Source organism: Cognatishimia sp. MH4019 (assembly GCF_020177595.1).
In the GTDB taxonomy this organism is placed as follows: domain Bacteria; phylum Pseudomonadota; class Alphaproteobacteria; order Rhodobacterales; family Rhodobacteraceae; genus JAHTBL01.
Genome location: NZ_JAHTBL010000002.1, coordinates 483,016 through 499,887 on the forward strand (window position 1 = coordinate 483,016; position 16,872 = coordinate 499,887).

General features: G+C 57.8%; 18 protein-coding genes. 14 read left to right on the top strand and 4 right to left on the bottom strand.

What is annotated here, in order from left to right; genetic code table 11:
* Positions 1-45: 45 nt before the first annotated feature.
* Positions 46-804, top strand: a complete 759-nt coding sequence (locus tag KUW67_RS05585) for a sulfotransferase (RefSeq protein ID WP_224824394.1) — start codon at positions 46-48, stop codon at positions 802-804.
* Here KUW67_RS05585 and KUW67_RS05590 read toward each other — a convergent pair.
* Positions 740-1,960 (bottom strand): argininosuccinate synthase, encoded by a 1,221-nt coding sequence (locus tag KUW67_RS05590; protein ID WP_224824287.1) that lies wholly within the window; start codon positions 1,958-1,960, stop codon positions 740-742. The genes KUW67_RS05585 and KUW67_RS05590 overlap by 65 nt on opposite strands.
* A 114-nt stretch (positions 1,961-2,074) precedes the next feature.
* On the opposite strand from KUW67_RS05590, the gene ilvA reads away from it, so the two are divergent.
* Positions 2,075-3,322 (top strand): threonine ammonia-lyase IlvA, encoded by a 1,248-nt coding sequence (gene ilvA / locus KUW67_RS05595; RefSeq protein ID WP_224824288.1) that lies wholly within the window; start codon positions 2,075-2,077, stop codon positions 3,320-3,322.
* Here the strand turns inward: ilvA and KUW67_RS05600 are convergent, their stop codons facing one another.
* On the bottom strand, positions 3,323-3,634 hold the full coding sequence (locus tag KUW67_RS05600) for an Hpt domain-containing protein (protein ID WP_224824289.1): 312 nt from the start codon (positions 3,632-3,634) through the stop codon (positions 3,323-3,325).
* Between the two features lie 147 nt (positions 3,635-3,781).
* Here KUW67_RS05600 and KUW67_RS05605 point away from each other — a divergent pair, with 147 nt between their 5' ends.
* The gene (locus KUW67_RS05605; protein ID WP_370634911.1) at positions 3,782-5,068 is read left to right on the top strand and encodes a PP2C family protein-serine/threonine phosphatase; all 1,287 of its coding nucleotides are present in this window, start codon (positions 3,782-3,784) and stop codon (positions 5,066-5,068) included.
* On the opposite strand, the gene KUW67_RS05610 is transcribed toward KUW67_RS05605, so the two are convergent.
* Positions 5,057-5,497, bottom strand: a complete 441-nt coding sequence (locus KUW67_RS05610; RefSeq protein WP_224824290.1) for an NUDIX domain-containing protein — start codon at positions 5,495-5,497, stop codon at positions 5,057-5,059. The two genes, KUW67_RS05605 and KUW67_RS05610, sit on opposite strands and share 12 nt — an antisense overlap.
* Positions 5,498-5,576: 79 nt before the next feature.
* On the opposite strand from KUW67_RS05610, the gene KUW67_RS05615 reads away from it, so the two are divergent.
* The 9 genes from KUW67_RS05615 (at position 5,577) to KUW67_RS05655 (ending at position 15,189) form a co-directional block, all read left to right on the top strand.
* Positions 5,577-6,575 carry an Hsp33 family molecular chaperone HslO gene (locus KUW67_RS05615; protein WP_224824291.1) on the top strand — a complete coding sequence of 333 codons (999 nt, stop codon included), beginning with the start codon at positions 5,577-5,579 and terminating at the stop codon, positions 6,573-6,575.
* Positions 6,517-7,164, top strand: coding sequence for a CoA pyrophosphatase (locus KUW67_RS05620; protein ID WP_224824292.1), 648 nt, complete (start codon positions 6,517-6,519; stop codon positions 7,162-7,164). The genes KUW67_RS05615 and KUW67_RS05620 overlap by 59 nt, the downstream gene beginning before the upstream one ends.
* On the top strand, positions 7,161-8,300 hold the full coding sequence (locus KUW67_RS05625; protein ID WP_224824293.1) for a CCA tRNA nucleotidyltransferase: 1,140 nt from the start codon (positions 7,161-7,163) through the stop codon (positions 8,298-8,300). Before KUW67_RS05620 ends, KUW67_RS05625 begins: the two co-directional genes overlap by 4 nt.
* 18 nt (positions 8,301-8,318) lie before the next feature.
* Positions 8,319-8,906, top strand: a complete 588-nt coding sequence (locus tag KUW67_RS05630) for a LysE family translocator (RefSeq protein WP_224824294.1) — start codon at positions 8,319-8,321, stop codon at positions 8,904-8,906.
* Between the two features lie 41 nt (positions 8,907-8,947).
* Entirely contained in the window at positions 8,948-10,789 is a 1,842-nt protein-coding gene (locus tag KUW67_RS05635) for an ABC transporter ATP-binding protein (protein ID WP_224824295.1), read from the top strand.
* On the top strand, positions 10,786-12,618 hold the full coding sequence (locus KUW67_RS05640) for an ABC transporter ATP-binding protein (RefSeq protein ID WP_224824296.1): 1,833 nt from the start codon (positions 10,786-10,788) through the stop codon (positions 12,616-12,618). The genes KUW67_RS05635 and KUW67_RS05640 overlap by 4 nt, the downstream gene beginning before the upstream one ends.
* Positions 12,615-13,841, top strand: a complete 1,227-nt coding sequence (locus tag KUW67_RS05645) for a class I SAM-dependent RNA methyltransferase (RefSeq protein ID WP_224824297.1) — start codon at positions 12,615-12,617, stop codon at positions 13,839-13,841. Before KUW67_RS05640 ends, KUW67_RS05645 begins: the two co-directional genes overlap by 4 nt.
* 22 nt (positions 13,842-13,863) lie before the next feature.
* A complete protein-coding gene (locus tag KUW67_RS05650; protein WP_224824298.1) occupies positions 13,864-14,628 on the top strand; it encodes an ion transporter in 765 nt (254 codons plus the stop codon).
* Between the two features lie 63 nt (positions 14,629-14,691).
* Positions 14,692-15,189: a murein L,D-transpeptidase family protein gene (locus KUW67_RS05655; protein ID WP_224824299.1), complete on the top strand. Its 498-nt coding sequence runs from the start codon at positions 14,692-14,694 to the stop codon at positions 15,187-15,189.
* Here KUW67_RS05655 and KUW67_RS05660 read toward each other — a convergent pair.
* The gene (locus KUW67_RS05660) at positions 15,186-15,758 is read right to left on the bottom strand and encodes a CAP domain-containing protein (RefSeq protein WP_224824300.1); all 573 of its coding nucleotides are present in this window, start codon (positions 15,756-15,758) and stop codon (positions 15,186-15,188) included. The genes KUW67_RS05655 and KUW67_RS05660 overlap by 4 nt on opposite strands.
* Positions 15,759-15,918: 160 nt before the next feature.
* On the opposite strand from KUW67_RS05660, the gene KUW67_RS05665 reads away from it, so the two are divergent.
* On the top strand, positions 15,919-16,506 hold the full coding sequence (locus tag KUW67_RS05665; protein WP_224824301.1) for a L,D-transpeptidase: 588 nt from the start codon (positions 15,919-15,921) through the stop codon (positions 16,504-16,506).
* A 147-nt stretch (positions 16,507-16,653) separates the two neighbouring features.
* Positions 16,654-16,836 carry a hypothetical protein gene (locus tag KUW67_RS05670; RefSeq protein ID WP_224824302.1) on the top strand — a complete coding sequence of 61 codons (183 nt, stop codon included), beginning with the start codon at positions 16,654-16,656 and terminating at the stop codon, positions 16,834-16,836.
* Positions 16,837-16,872: the final 36 nt, after the last annotated feature.

The following is a 16,872-nucleotide window of genomic DNA, read 5'->3' on the forward strand; positions in this document are numbered from 1 at the left end:
AAAATCATTGCGAGGCGACATTCGGTGAAAACAACTCACATTGCCATGTGGTCCGGCCCGCGGAACCTGTCGACAGCGATGATGTACGCGTTTGCGGCGCGCGGGGATTGTGCGGTTTGGGACGAGCCGTTTTACGCTGCTTATCTGTCGCAAACCGGGCTAGAGCATCCGATGCGCGAGGATATTCTGGCAGCCGGAGAGGTTGATCCCGTTGCCGTCGCCAAGCGTTGTTTAAGCACGATTCCGCAGGCACAGAGCCTGTTTTACCAAAAACACATGTGCCAGCATATGCTCTCGGGAATGCCGCGCGATTGGATGCGCGAGGTGCAGAATGTCTTTCTCATTCGCCACCCCGCGCGGGTGCTGGCGAGTTTTGCACAGAAATACGAAGAACCAACACTGGCTGATATCGGCTTTGCACAACAGGCCGCGCTTTTTGATGAGCTGACCGTTGAATTGGGGCAGTCCCCGCTGGTGATCGACAGCTACGATATTCGCCAGAACCCTCGACAAATGTTGCAGAGGTTATGTACCGCGCTGGGCCTTTCTTGGACGGACCGCATGTTGAGTTGGCCTGCAGGGGGTCATCCGGACGATGGTGTCTGGGCGGTCCACTGGTACAGCGCTGTTCACCGCTCAACAGGGTTTGCCGGACCAGAAGGCCCATTACCGGTGCTCACCGGGCGCTATGCCGAGGTGGTGGAAAAGGCACTGCCTTACTACCAGCGCCTCAAGGCCTTCAGTCTTTCAGCCGACGATTTCGCATCGCAATCAGACGCAGACGCAGCGCGTTCAGCTGAATAAAGCCTGCCGCATCTTTTTGATCGTAGGCGCCAGCATCATCCTCAAACGTCACATGCTCTTCACTGTAAAGCGACATATCGGACCAGCGGCCAACCGTGCGCACAGACCCTTTATAAAGCTTTAGCCGAACCGTGCCGGACACATGCTCCTGACTTTTGTCGATGGCAGCTTGCAGCATGTCCCGCTCAGGCGAGAACCAGAAGCCGTTATATACAAGCTCTGCGTAACGCGGCATCAGCTCGTCTTTCAAATGCGCCGCGCCACGGTCCAGCGTGATTTGCTCGATCCCACGATGGGCTTCCAGCAGGATGGTGCCACCGGGTGTCTCGTAGATCCCACGGGATTTCATGCCAACGAACCGACCTTCGACCAGATCAAGACGGCCCACGCCATGCTTGCCGCCAAGCTCGTTTAACTTGGTCAGGATTGTCGCCGGGCTCATCGCCTCGCCATTGATCGAGACGGCATCCCCTTTTTCAAACCCAACCTCGACGAACTCAGCCTCATTCGGTGCATATTCGGGCGCGACGGTGCGCTGATAGACGTAATCGGGCGCTTCAACGGCGGGGTCTTCCAGAACCTTGCCTTCGGACGAGGTGTGCAGCAGGTTCGCATCCACGCTGAACGGCGCTTCGCCGCGCTTGTCTTTTGCGATCGGAATCTGGTTCTTTTCGGCAAAATCAATCAACTTCGTGCGGCTCGACAGGTCCCATTCCCGCCAGGGTGCGATCACCTTGATGTCGGGGTTCAGCGCATAGGCTGCAAGTTCAAACCGAACCTGATCGTTGCCTTTGCCGGTTGCGCCATGGGCAACAGCATCCGCGCCGGTTTCTTCGGCAATCTCGATCAAACGTTTGGAGATCAGGGGCCGCGCGATGGACGTGCCCAGCAGATACAGCCCTTCGTAAAGGGCGTTCGCCCGGAACATCGGAAAAACGAAATCGCGGACAAATTCTTCACGCAGGTCTTCGATATAGATGTCCGACGCGCCCATCATCTCGGCCTTCTTGCGGGCTGGCTCCAGCTCTTCGCCCTGCCCCAGATCGGCGGTGAAGGTCACGACCTCGCAACCATATTCCGTCTGCAACCACTTCAGAATGATCGAGGTATCAAGGCCGCCGGAATAGGCCAGCACGACTTTCTTGGGCGCAGACATGGGGAAGCTCCGTTTTTCGTCAGGTCAAACCACGCGGGCGATATCGGGTTTTGTGCAGCAGGGCAAGGTGCGCGCGCGCTTGCTTTGACACGGTTTTTTCGGCATTGCAGCGCCATGAGCACCTTTTCCGAAAACGCCCGCAAGGCCGAGACCGCGATGCGCGAGGTTTTTCCCGCAACGCCGCTTCAGCGCAATGACCATTTGTCCGCCAGATATGGCGCGGATATTTGGCTCAAGCGCGAGGATTTAACGCCTGTCCGCTCGTATAAGATCCGCGGTGCTTTCAACGCGATGCGCAAGGTTTTGGCGAAGAGACCGGATCAAGAGCTGTTCGTTTGTGCAAGCGCGGGCAACCATGCGCAGGGTGTTGCGTTCAATTGTCGGCATTTTGGCAAGCGCGGTGTGATCTTCATGCCGGTGACAACACCACAGCAGAAGATCGACAAGACCCGAATTTTTGGCGGCGACGCGGTCGAGATCAGGTTGATCGGTGACTATTTCGACGTGACCCTTGCCGAGGCACAGGCCTATAGCGCCGATGTGGGCGCGCATTTCCTTTCGCCTTTTGACGATGAGGACGTCATAGAAGGCCAAGCCACCGTCGCGGTCGAGATGTTGCGCGATCTGCCGAAAGCGCCTGATATGGTGGTTTTGCCCGTTGGTGGCGGTGGCGTGTCGTCGGGCGTTCTGAGTTATCTTCAAGCAGAATCGCCCGAGACAGAAACGCGGTTTGTCGAACCTGCTGGTGGCGCAAATCTCACCGCTGCAATCGAGGCGGGTCAGCCCATCTCTTTGAATGCGGTTGATACTTTTGTGGACGGTGCTGCCGTCGCCCGGATCGGTGAGGCGACATTTGCAGTTCTCAAATCCGTGCCGCCCGCGCATATCCTTGTGGCACCAGAAGACCGTATCTGCACGACCATCCTTGAGATGCTCAATGTCGAAGGGATCGTTTTGGAACCGGCTGGGGCGCTGACCGTGGATGTGCTGCCCACGCTGGCTGATCAGATAAAGGGCAAGACGGTGGTCTGTATCACGTCCGGCGGCAACTTTGACTTTGAGCGTTTGCCTGAGGTGAAAGAACGCGCCCAGCGCTATTCCGGGGTAAAGAAGTATTTCATCCTGCGCATGCCGCAACGACCTGGTGCATTGAAGGATTTCTTGAACATGCTCGGCCCAGACGACGATATCGCGCGGTTCGAGTATCTCAAGAAATCAGCGCGAAATTTCGGCTCTGTCCTTATCGGGATCGAGACGAGCGACGCCAAGAATTTTGAAGCGCTGACCACGAAACTGGTCGAGGCGGGTTTCACCTATCGCGATATCACCAATGACGAAACACTGGCCGAGTTTGTCATCTAGCTAGGTGCGTCCGGCCAAATATGCGTCCTTGCTGAGCCTGTGGGCAGAGATGATTTCCTGAAGGTTCACATCTGCGCCCTGCCCTGCGCTGATTTCGCCTGCGCCTGCAAGTTCCGCGAGCTTTGAAAATCCGACCGTGACGGCATTGCCTTTGACGGAATGCAGGATAGCCTCAAGCGTCTGATTGGTTGGGGCAGTCTCAAGGCTATCGACACTATCCTGGACCTCATCCAGAAAAATTCTGAACACCTCTTCGAAATCCTCATCGCCCAATTCCATTTTCAAATCCTCAATGCGGGTCCAGTCGATCATCCTTGCCTCCAAGCGCTGGGCAGGACTGTGCCGCGCAGAGGTAAACATGGAGTTGAAGATCGAATTTTAGAAACTCCAATTAGAGCATTTACCGCCTGTTAAGCCACCTCAAGACACTCTCTGCTCAACCTAATGGGATAGATTGACGTGTCGTCATTGCGAAACAGCAACCTTCAGATCACAGAACTGACGGATCCCAGTGAACGGGCCGTGCAGACTATATTGGTGGTTGATGACAGCGCCGGGCAGCGCAAGTTGCTGTCGAAATCCTTGCAGCGCAGCGGGTTTGACGTGATCGAAGCGGCCTCCGGGCAAGCGGCGCTTGATCTGTGCCAAAGCCAGAGCGTTGATCTGGTCATTAGCGACTGGATGATGCCCGGGATGGATGGGCTGGAGTTTTGCCGCGCCTTTCGCGGCATTGAGAGGGAGGGGTATGGATATTTTATCCTGCTCACCTCAAAGGCCGAAAAGGCCGATATCGCCAAAGGGCTGGACGCCGGGGCTGATGATTTTCTGACGAAACCATTTACCCCGGCAGAGATTCTGGCCCGCATCCGCGCCGGCGACCGTATAGTCGATATGCAGCGCAGCCTGACCGAAAAGAACTCCCTTTTGGTGGCCTCCCTTGATGAATTGAAAGAGCTTTATTCGGTTCTCGACAATGATCTGTTGGAAGCACGCAAGCTCCAGCAATCACTGGTGCCGCAGCGCTTTTTTGAGCTGGACAACGCTGACATATCCCTGCTGCTCAAACCCAGTGGCCATGTGGGCGGCGATCTTGTCGGCTTCTTCCCGATCAATGAACGATCGGTTGGCTTCTACTCGATCGACGTCTCGGGCCACGGGGTGTCATCGGCCTTGCTGACCGCGCGGCTGGCGGGGCAATTGTCTGCCGCAGCGCCTGAGCAGAACATCGCTTTATCGAAGATTGGAAAGCATCAGTACGCCCCGCGTGCACCTGCGGATGCGGTGTCTGATCTGAACACAATGATCCAACGCGAGGTCGAGACAGAGCATTACTTCACAATCGTGCTTGCGCATTTCGATCTGGTGACAGGCCAAGGGATGCTTTGCCAAGCAGGGCATCCCCATCCGCTTCTGCATCATAAAGACGGTACGATCTCAGCAATCGGGGATGGTGGATTGCCTGTCGGCCTTCTGCCCTCTGCCCAGTTTGAAAACGTCGCTTTCACCATGTGCGAAGGTGACCGGCTTGTCGTTCTATCCGACGGCGTGATCGAATGTGCTGATCAAAACGGTCATGGATTGGATGATGATGGCGTCGAGGCACTTTTGAGGCGCAATCACCAATTGAAAGGCCAAGCGTTCATGGAGGCGCTGATGTGGGATCTGAGCGAATTTGCAGGAGGTCAGGTTATGGCGGACGATATCTCGGGCATACTGTTTGAATTCAAAGAGGGGCTAAACCTCTAAAAAGCTCGCAAGAAATGCACGATCGCCATCGCTGGCGACCAAATCCAAAGCCAGACCTGCATCTATAAGCGTCGCGCTGTGACCTTCTTCTTGCGGCGGTCCATGGGGGCGAACTGGGCGCGCGACATAGATGTGGCACACTTTCTCGGCCCAAATCTGGTATTCGGGCATGAAGGTAAAGAGCCGATATGCGCCCAGCTTGCGTGGGTTTGCGATCCGCCAACCGGTTTCCTCGAATACTTCGCGGTGCAGCGCCTCAATCGGCCCTTCGCCGGGATCAATGCCGCCACCGGGTAGTTGAAACTCTGGCACAGGCGCGGCTTGGTGGGTCAGCAAGATACGTGTTTCCAGGGGTAAAATCGCATATGCACCGGGGCGCATCCGATAGCGCTTACCGTTCACGACCCGCTCGCCATGCCGTCTCATCATAGCTGCCTTCCCTTGGACGCAGTCTTGCCGCGCCTATATGGACGCGGTATGCCAATCAGTGGCGTTTTAGGAAACCCCCATGTCACAGATAAGCCCCTTTGCTATGGACGACACCGTCCTGCCCTTCCAGCTTGACCGCGCCGATATTCGCGGTCGCGTCGCACGCCTTGATGGCGTGTTGGACGCTGTGTTGTCACAACATGACTACCCGCCTGCGATTGAAGCGCTGGTGGCGGAAATGACGTTGCTGACTGCGCTGATCGGCCAGACGATTGACCTGCGTTGGAAGCTGTCCCTGCAAGTGCGCGGCGATGGCGCGGCGCGCCTGATCGCGACCGATTATTATGGCCCAACGGCCGAGGGGAAGCCTGCCCAACTACGCGCCTATGCCAGTTTCGATGATGAACGGCTTGACCCAGCGGGTGAAGCCTTCCCACAGATCGGCAAAGGCTATTTCGCGATCCTGATTGATCAGGGCAAAGGTATGACGCCCTATCAAGGCATCACGCCCATCGCAGGCGGTTCGATCAAGGCTTGCGCCGAGACATATTTCGCCCAGTCCGAGCAGCTTCCAACCCGGTTTGAGCTGACCTTCGGCCAATCCCAAACGCCTGGCGGCGAAAGCAGTTGGCGTGCCGGTGGCGTGATGTTGCAGCATATGCCCAAAGCCTCGCCGTTTGCGGCGGGTGAAGGGGGCAGTGGCGAAGGTGGTTTGCTGAATGCCAGCGACGTTCTGGATGACGACGCTCAAGAAAACTGGGGGCGTGCGAACATCCTGCTCGACACCGTCGAAGAGCTTGAGTTGATCGGCCCGAGCGTGCATCCGAATGATCTGTTGCTGCGCCTCTTTCATGAGGAACAGCCGCGTGTTTATGCAGAGCAGCCGGTGGAGTTTGGCTGCACTTGCGCGCCGGACCGTGTGCGGCAAAGCCTGTCGATTTATTCCGCCAAGGATATCGCCCACATGACGACGGATGAGGGCAAAGTCACCGCGGATTGCCAGTTTTGCGGTGCGCATTATGAGTTCGATCCAGATACGCTCGGCTTCGAAGCTGGAACTTCTGGTGCACGCGCCTGATCTGATCGACCAGCTCCGGACGACCGTGGCCAATCCTTTGGCGCGGTCGTCCGATTACGATCTGAACCCTGACGTTGTCTTGCCCGAGGGGCGCAAGCTGCGTGATGCTGCTGTGCTGATCCCGATCTGGGAGCGCGTTGATGGTTTGCATCTGATCCTGACCAAACGCGCCTCTGGAATGAAGCATCATCCGGGCCAGATCGCCTTTCCCGGTGGCAAGCGGGACGACGGCGATGACAGTCTGCATGCCACTGCCCTGCGCGAAGCTCGGGAAGAGATTGCTCTGCCCCCCACTCACGTTGAGATCTTTGGCGATCTGCCTGTGCACGAGACGGTGACCAGCTTCAAGGTGCAGCCTGTTTTGGGCCTGATTAGAGACGATTTTACACCTATGGCCGAACCCGGAGAGGTGGCAGAGGTCTTCACGGTGCCGCTGCCTCACGTTCTTGACCCGGCCAATTATCTGATCGAGGGGCGTCGCTGGCGTGGGGTCCGTCGCCGCTATTTCGCGGTGCCTTACGGCCCCTACTACATCTGGGGCGCGACCGCGCGGATCTTGCGATCGCTCGCCGGTCCGATGGCGCTATGACCCGCATCAACGCGGATTGGGTGCTAAGCCCTCCGGCTCGGAAGGTCATGACACTTCTGCGCGATGGCGGCCATCAAGCCTATTTCGTCGGTGGCTGTGTGCGTAATGCGTTGCTTGAGGCGCAAGTGACCGATCTGGATATCGCGACAGATGCTTTGCCGAACGCGGTTTTGGCGCTGTCCGACGCGTCCGGTTTGAAAGCCATTCCTACCGGCCTTGAGCACGGTACCGTTACCGTAATCGCAGATGGCGTCCCATTCGAAATTACGACATTCCGCAAGGACATCGACACGGATGGCCGCCACGCCACGGTCGCCTTTACCGATGACCTGACACAGGATGCGCGGCGTCGCGATTTCACGATGAACGCGCTTTATGCAGATAGTGATGGTCGGGTCGTTGATCCGCTGAATGGACTACCTGATCTGCAAGCGGGCAAGCTGCGGTTCATAGATGATGCCGCCCAGCGCATCCGCGAGGATTATCTGCGCATCCTCCGGTTCTTCCGGTTTCACGCGTGGTATGCCGATCCTGCGGGCGGCTTTGATCCTGACGGTTTGAGCGCCTGTGCCGCTTTGGCTGACGGGCTAGCCGATATCTCGAAAGAGCGGATTGGGGCAGAGATGCTCAAGCTGCTGGCCGCCCCTGATCCGGGGCCAAGTCTTGGAGCGATGCAGCAAAGCGGTGTGCTGGCGCAGGTTCTTCCCGGCAGTGATCCGAAAGCGTCGTTTCTGGTGATCGCCACCCACCCAATTGACCCGATTCTGCGGCTGGCTGCGCTGGGCGGTGAGGCCCCTGCCGCGTATCTGCGCTTGTCCAAAAGCGATGCGCGTCGGGTTGAGGTGTTGCGCGATGCGGCGACCTCTACGCAGACGCCCGGCGCATTGGGCTACCGGCTTGGCGCGGTGGATGCCGTCGGCGCGCTGCATTTGCGCGCCGCGTTTTTCGAGCAACCGGTCAATCCGGATGACTGCGCCAAAGCAGAAAAAAGCGCGACGCGATCTTTCCCAATCAAAGCCGCTGATCTGATGCCTGCCTATCAGGGCGCTGCGCTGGGCAAACGTTTGAAAGAGATGGAGGAGGCGTGGATCGCCTCTGACTTCACGCTCAGCAAATCAGACCTCATGCGTCTCTAACTTACCGCAAGAAGCCAAATGACCTTTGATCCCCTTCTTCTTTTTGTCTTCTTTGGCCTCTTTTCGCCGGGCCCCAACGTAATCCTTATCACAGCGTCGGCGGCACGGTTTGGCTTTCAGCGCACCCTGCCCCATGTGCTGGGCGTTGCTTTCGGGGTTGGTGTCACATCAGGGCTGACCGGGTATGGTGTCGGCGCTTTGCTGCTTGCCCAACCGGCGCTGACCATTGCGCTGAAAACGCTCGCCAGCCTGTGGATTCTCTATATGGCGTGGAAGCTGTGGAATGCCCGCGCGGCGCAGGCGGACCCCACTCAGGATAAGCCGTTTACCTTTATCGAGGCGGTATTTTTCCAATGGGTGAATCCCAAGGTTTGGGCTGTTGCCCTTAGTGCTATGGCCTATGTCACAACCGCTGAACCCTTGGTTGCTGCCGCCCGCCTTGCCAGCGTATTTTCGGGCATCAACCTGTTCGTCTGCCTTTTCTGGAGCACGACCGGCGCGTTGCTTGCCTACCTTCTGACAAACCCAACCGCTTGGCGCCTCTTCATGCGCGTTATGGCGCTCTTACTGGCCGCTTTCGCACCGTTGGTTTTCTTGTCGCCATAATAGGTCTATATGATGGGAGTAACCGAATAGGCCGCTCCCCCGTGCTTCGTTTTTTTGAACAGCTTGTCGATCCTTATACCCCGTATGAGGAGACCAACACGCCGCCCACGCGGCTGTGGCCGTTCCTGCGCGACTACTGCAAACCCTTCAAAAAAGTATTCGTTTGCGCGGGCCTGATGTCGGTCGTTGTGGCCGCTGTCGAGGTCGCGCTGATCTTCTATATGGGGCGTATCGTTGATCTTCTGGGACAGACGACGCCCGCCGACTTCTGGTCGGAATATGGGCTTGAGCTGATCCTAATTGCCATCGCCATTCTGGTCCTGCGGCCTGCCCTGCAAGCGCTGGATGTGCTTTTGCTGAACAATGCGATTTTGCCGAATTTCGGCACTTTGGTCCGGTGGCGCGCCCATCGCCATGTGCTGCGCCAATCGGTCGGCTGGTTTGAGAATGACTTTGCCGGGCGCATCGCGAACCGCATCATGCAAACGCCCCCTGCTGCGGGCGAAGCGATCTTCCAGATTTTCGACGCGATCTCTTTTGCGCTGGCGTATTTCATAGGCGCTGCGATCCTGTTGATGAACGCCGATCCGCGTTTGGCAGTGCCTTTGGTGATCTGGTTCGGCCTTTACGCGCTGTTGGTGCGTTGGACCATCAGCCGGATCGAGTCAGCGTCCAAAGCCGCATCCGAGGCACGGTCAGAAGTGACTGGCCGCGTTGTCGACAGCTACACCAACATCCACGCCGTCAAGATGTTTGCGCATCATGATCGCGAGATCGACTATGCCTATGAAGCGATTGAGCAGACCCGCACCACCTTCCAGAAAGAGATGCGGATTTACACGATCATGGACATCTCGCTGGTCACGCTCAACGGTCTGCTGATCGTGGGGGTGGTCGGTTGGGCCATCGCGCTTTGGACGCTGGGCAATGCGTCTGTCGGGGTGATCGCGGCGGCCACAGCGCTGACGCTGCGGCTGAACGCCATGACTGGTTGGATCATGTGGGCGCTGTCCTCGTTCTTCCGTAACCTCGGCATTGTCGCCGAAGGGATGGAGACGATTGCCCAACCGATCACGCTTGTCGACGCGCCTGCGGCAAGGCCGTTGGAGTTCAAGAAAGGTCAGATCGAGCTGGTCGATCTGTCCCATCATTATGGTCGTGGCGAAGGTGGGCTGGACCGCCTGACGCTGACGATTAAGCCGGGCGAAAAAATCGGGTTGATCGGGCGCTCCGGTGCTGGAAAATCGACCCTGATCAAACTGCTTTTGCGGTTTTATGACCCCGATAGCGGGCGCGTTCTGATCGACGGTCAGGACATTGCGACCGTGCAACAGGACAGCTTGCGGACGGTCATCGGCACTGTTCAGCAGGAAAGTGCGCTGCTGCATCGGTCGGTGCGCGACAATATCTTGTACGGGCGTCCCGATGCGACCGAAGACGAGATGCTGAAAGCGGCGCGGCAGGCGGAAGCGCATGAGTTCATTCTTGATCTGGAAGATCAGAAAGGCCGCAAAGGCTATGACGCCCATGTCGGGGAACGCGGTGTGAAGCTTTCCGGGGGGCAACGCCAGCGGATCACACTGGCCCGCGCCATTCTGAAAGACGCGCCGATCCTTTTGCTGGATGAGGCAACGAGCGCGCTGGATAGCGAGGTCGAGGCGGAAATTCAGAAGACGCTTTATGGTATGATGGAAGGCAAAACCGTCATCGCCATCGCGCACCGTTTGTCGACGATTTCCCAGATGGACCGCATTCTGGTGCTGGATGACGGCAAAATCGTTGAAGAAGGCGATCACGAAACGCTTCTGGCCAAGCGGGGGCTTTATGACGCGTTCTGGCAGCGGCAATCGGGCGGCTTCATAAACACGCAGGCCGCTGAATGAAAATCTACGATTGGATTGATGCCTTTCAGCCATCCGAAGGGCCGCCGCCGCGCACGCTTTTGCGCTTTTTCCGGTGGGGCCTTTCCGGGGCTTGGCCTGTGATGGGGCTGGCCGCGGTTGTCTCTTCCGTGACCGGGGTGCTGGAGGTTGTCAGCGCGCTTTTCCTCGGTTGGGTGGTGGATGCGGCGCTTAGTGCGCAGCCGGAAACGGTCTTTGCAGACAACCGCAGCCTTCTTCTTTGGGCGCTTTTCTTCTTCCTGTTTCTGCGTCCGCTCTGGGCTGGGGTGGGCGCTTTGATGAGCAATGTTGTCGTCGCTTCCAATCTGGTTCCGCTGGTGAACTCCCGCCTGCATCGTTGGACGCTCGGTCAATCGGTCGGGTTTTTCGACAATGATTTCGCGGGGCGCATCGCACAAAAGCAGATGCAATGCGCGCGGGCAATGTCGGACGTGGCCGTCGAATGTATCAACGTCATGGCCTTCGCACTGGCCTCGCTCATCGGGTCGGCGGTTTTGTTGACGTCCGTCAACTCCACCGTGTCGCTGATCCTAGTTGTCTGGTTGGTCTTCTATATCGGTCTGATTGCTTGGTTCATGCCGCGCATCCGGGTGCTGTCGGCAGCGCGTGCCGGTGCGCGGGCGGTCGTGACAGGCCAGATCGTGGATACGGTCACGAATATCAAAACGGTGAAACTCTTTGCCCATGACGATCACGAAGACCAAGCCGCGCTGGGCGCGATGGCGAACTTCCGCGACAAATCCATCGCTCAGGGTATCTTCTCGGCCAAGTTCCGGCTGTCGCTAATTGCCCTGGCCGGGACGTTGCCCGTGCTGCTGGTCGGCACCTCGCTGCATTTCTGGTCTATCGGGCAGGCAAGCGCAGGGGACATCGCGGCGGCGGGTGCCATCTCAATCCGGCTGGCGCAGATGACCGGGTGGGTTAGTTTCACGCTGCTGGGCATTTACGCAAATATTGGCGAGGTTGAGGATGGGATGCGCACGCTTACACCGCCCCATGAGCTGACCGACCCGGACGCGCCTGCCGTGCTGGAAGATGCCGAAGGCGCCATCGAATTTCGCGATGTGGATTTTGCCTATGGGGGCGATGCAGGCGGGCTTTCTGGTGTTTCCCTCAAGATTGCACCGGGAGAGAAGTTGGGGATTGTTGGTGCCTCTGGCGCCGGGAAATCGACCTTGGTGGCACTGCTTTTGCGGCTCTATGACACCGAAAAAGGCGCTGTTCTGCTGGATGGCCATGATGTGCGGTCGCTGTCACAGCATGATCTGCGCCACAATATTGGGATGGTCACGCAAGAGACGGCGATGTTCAACCGCTCGGCCCGCGACAACATTCTTTACGGTCGTCCCGATGCGGATATGGAGGAGGTCGTTTCAGCCGCAAAGCGCGCCGAAGCGCATGGCTTTATTGAAACGCTGAAGGATCATCTGGGGCGTCCCGGCTATGACGCGCATCTGGGCGAGCGCGGTGTGAAGTTGTCAGGCGGGCAACGTCAGCGGATTGCCCTCGCCCGCGCTATCCTCAAAGACGCGCCTGTTCTGGTGCTGGACGAGGCGACAAGCGCGCTCGATAGCGAGGTCGAGGCCGCGATTCAGGCCGCCTTGGAGCGGGTGATGGAAGGCAAGACCGTACTGGCCATCGCGCACCGTCTCTCCACGCTCAGCCAGATGGACCGCATTATTGTGCTGGATCAGGGCCGCATTGTCGAAGAAGGCACACATGAGACGCTGCTCGCGCAAGAAGGGCTTTACGCGCGCTATTGGGAGCGGCAATCAGGGGGCTTCATCACGGCGAAAGAGGCAGCAGAATGACCCTTGAGATTGTGCGATTGGGCCATCTGGGCGACGGCATCGCGGATGGCCCGGTCTTTGTGCCGCGCACCTTGCCGGGTGAGGTCGTTGATGGCGTGGTGAAAGACGGCGTTTTGGGGGCACCCAAAATCGTCACCCCGTCCGAGCATCGCGTCAAAGCGCCCTGCCGCCACTACAACGCTTGCGGCGGCTGCGCCTTGCAGCATGCGGATGACGCCTTTGTCTCGGACTGGAAGGTCGGTGTTGTGCGGACGGCTTTGGCCGCAAAGAGTCTAGAGGCAGAGATACGGGGGATCGCAACCTCTCCACCCAATGCGCGGCGGCGGGCCAAGCTCTCCGGGCGGCGCACCAAGAAAGGCGCGATTGTGGGCTTTCATGCGCGCGGCTCTGATACGCTGACACCCGTGCCGGATTGCACTGTGCTGAGCCCACGGATTCTGGCGCTTTTGCCTGTGTTAGAGACGCTGACGGTCCAGATCGCGTCGCGCAAGGGGGAGGTGTCTTATACCGTCACCGCAGCAGAGGCCGGGCTAGATCTGGCCGTCGATGGCGCGAAAGAAATGACCGATGCGCTGCGCTTTGACATGGCGCGGTTCGCGCAAGAGGCGCAGTTGGCGCGGCTTAGCTGGCATGGCGAGCTACTGCTGACCCTTGCCGCGCCGACGCAACAGTTTGGCGATGTAAGCATCACGCCGCCGCCGGGTGCATTCCTGCAAGCGACCAAACATGGCGAGGAAACTTTGCTGGCCGCCGTCGAAGAGGCCACGAAAGGCGCGAAGTCTATCCTTGATCTCTTTGCAGGCTGCGGGACATTCGCGCTACCCCTCGCCCGTCGTGCGCCGGTTCATGCCATTGAAGCTGTGCCTGACATGATGGAAGCACTGGATGCGGGTTGGCGGATGTCCCAAGGGCTCAAGAAAGTGACGACTGAGACGCGTGATCTCTATCGCCGTCCCTTGGACGCCGAAGAGCTGGCTTCGTTTGATGCGGTCGTGATCGACCCACCGCGCGCCGGCGCTGAAGCCCAGTCAGAGCACTTAACCGGCTCTAAAGTGGCGCAAATTGCGTTTGTGTCGTGCAATCCGGTGACTTTTGCCCGTGATGCGAAAATACTCGTCGATGGCGGATATCGCCTGAATTGGGTCACAGTCGTCGATCAATTCCGCTGGTCCCCCCATGTGGAGCTTGCAGCCAGCTTCACCCGCACCGATATGAGCGTCTAAGGAAAAACGAGGGACGTCCATAATGCGCGCACAACTTGAAGCCTTTTTGGAACGTCCCGTCGTGCGCAACGGGATCATCGGCGTGATTCTGTTCAACGCGGTCCTGTTGGGGATGGAGACATCCAAGCCGCTGATGGCGTCATTCGGACCGCTGATTCTTGCGTTGGATAAACTCTGCCTTGGCATTTTCGTGGTCGAGCTGGTCCTGAAGCTGATCGCCTATGGCGGGCGTTTCTTCAGGTCAGGCTGGAACCTTTTCGATTTCGCGATTGTCGCGGTATCATTGGTGCCTGCCACGCAAGGCTTCTCGGTCCTGCGGGCACTCCGCATCTTGCGGGTGTTGCGGGTTATCTCGGCAGCGCCACGCTTGCGCCGGGTGGTCGAAGGGTTTGTGACCGCCCTGCCCGGCATGGGGTCGGTCTTTTTGTTGATGGGCATCATCTTTTACATCGGCGCCGTTATGGCGACCAAGCTGTTTGGAAACCAATTCCCCGAATGGTTCGGCAGCTTGGGGGCGTCGGCTTATTCGCTGTTCCAAATCATGACGCTGGAAAGCTGGTCGATGGGCATCGTGCGCCCGGTGATGGAGGTCTACCCCCACGCCTGGTTGTTCTTTGTGCCATTCATCATGGTGACGACCTTCGCTGTGGTGAACTTGCTGGTCGGTTTGATTGTGAACTCGATGCAGGATGCCCACGCGGTTGAGGAAAACGAGCGCACGGATGCCTATCGTGACAAGGTCCTGGCGCGGCTTGAAGCGATCGAAAAGCGGTTGGATAAATCCTAGTCCCGCGCCTTGTTTTGCTGTATGCGAAAGGCAAAACAAAGAACATATGGGCACGGGCAGATAATGCGCTTTTTGAAACTCATCCTTGTGATGACGGTGTTGGTCATGCTTGCCGCGTGCGCACCTTCTAAGTTCAAGACCTACAACGGTCCTGAAGTGACGCGGATCTTCGTTTATAAAGAACGGCGTGAGATGTTCCTCATGCATAATGATACGATTCTGAAGAAGTATAATTTCGATCTTGGTTTTGCGCCGGAAGGTGACAAGAAGATCGAAGGCGACGGCAAGACGCCCGAGGGCAACTACACGATTGATCGCCGCAATCCCAACAGCCGGTTCCACCTGTCAATCGGGATCGACTACCCGAATGCCGAAGATCGCCTCGAGGCGTTCTTGCTGGGTGAAAAGCCTGGTGGCGACATTTTCATCCACGGACGTGGCCCCGAAATTAAAAACCCCAGATCCGATTGGACCTGGGGTTGTATCGCGGTTACCGACAAAGAGATGGAAGATATCTACGCGATGGTGCCGAACGGAACGCCGATCACCATTCTACCTTAACCGCGTGCGGACGGGCCTTGATTTGCGGGTGGATTGGGTGTGACCACAGGCGCGGAACGTCCCGGATTGCCCATCACGAGTGTCCACCAGATTTTGCCGTTAGGCTCTTGGAACCAGGCAAAGCCAAGATCGCGTGCGTTGGGATCGACGATCGTGCGACGGGTATCGGGTTGCTGCATCCAGGCGGCCAGCGTGTCGAGATCGCTTTCATAGGTCTCCGAGATATTCTCGCCGACCAGCGCACCGGTGTAGCCGACGCGGCGGACACGGTCCAAAGGTGACGACCCGTCAGAGCCAAAGTGCCACGGGCGGTTTTGCACGGACATATCGCGGGCATGGGTTGCAGCGGCGGCGTTAAGCTGGGCGTTCAGCTCGACGGGGCCGACATTTGCGTTCTGGCGGATCACATTGATCGAATCGAGAACGCGGAACTGGATACGATTGCTTTCGCGTGCGGTAATCTTGAAGTTTCCGCGCCGGTCCTGTGCACCGACTGACGTCCCGCTGGGGGGTGTGCATGCTGACAGCACAAAAAGAGACGAGACCAAAATAAGTGTAAGACGCAACATTTGCCCACCTGACCGAAGTTTCCGGCAATCCCTATCGCAAGGCCGTTGCAGATCAAACCCGGTTTCATTTGAAATCGGCGATCTAACGCTTCTTTGATTTGCGACTGCGGCTTTCCGGTCATATGTCTGCATCAATTAACCGTGAAGATGGAGTTATCTGATGGCTAAGTCATTTGACCGCCGCGCATTCCTCGCGACCAGCGCTGCCGCTCTGGGTGCCGGGGCCGTTCCGGCAGTTGCGCAAACCGAAAACACCACGCAGATGGAAGAGCCGGTCGAGATCGTGCGCCGCAACATCTCGTCGTTCCGGTCGCTGGATTGGCGCCCCTATTTCAGCAATCTCAGAGGTGGGGCCTGCCTTGTGGACACGACCTCTCGGGCGCTGCATTACTGGTCCGAGGATCAGTCGATTTATAAGCTTTACCCGACATCGGTGCCGCTGACCGATGATCTGACCCGGACTGGCCGCACCAGTGTTGTGCGCAAGGTCGAAGGCCCCAGTTGGCGTCCGACACCGTCGATGAAGAAGCGTAATCCCGAATGGCCTGACTTCGTTGGTCCGGGCCCCGATAACCCACTTGGCACCCATGCGCTTTACCTGTCCTGGACCTATTACCGGATCCACGGCACGCATGACACGCGCAAGATCGGGCGTCGGTCTTCGAACGGATGCATTGGCCTCTACAACGAGCATATCCAAGAGCTTTACGCGCTGACCGGCGTCGGCACGCAAGTGTTGCTTATTTGACGACATCTCTGTGTTCTGGGCAGGAAGATGGCCAAGATGCGTTTGCATTTGGCAAAACTTCCTGCTTAGAAGACTTTACGAGGTACAGTCTTGGGTGCCTGCACGTCCTCAATGAACAACGTGCTCAGGCAATATCTGGAGGTTAACATGAAGAAACTTGTTCTCGCCGCTGCGTTTACCGCTGCTGCTTCCACCGCTTATGCAGGTGCAATGTCGGATCCCATCGTGGAGCCCGAAGTTATCGTTGAAGAGCAGTCCGGCACTTCGTCCGGTGGTGTTATCATCGGTCTGCTGCTGCTGGCCGTTCTGGCCGCTGCTGCGTCCAACTAAGTTTAGTTACATACAAATTAAAAAGGCGGTGGAGCA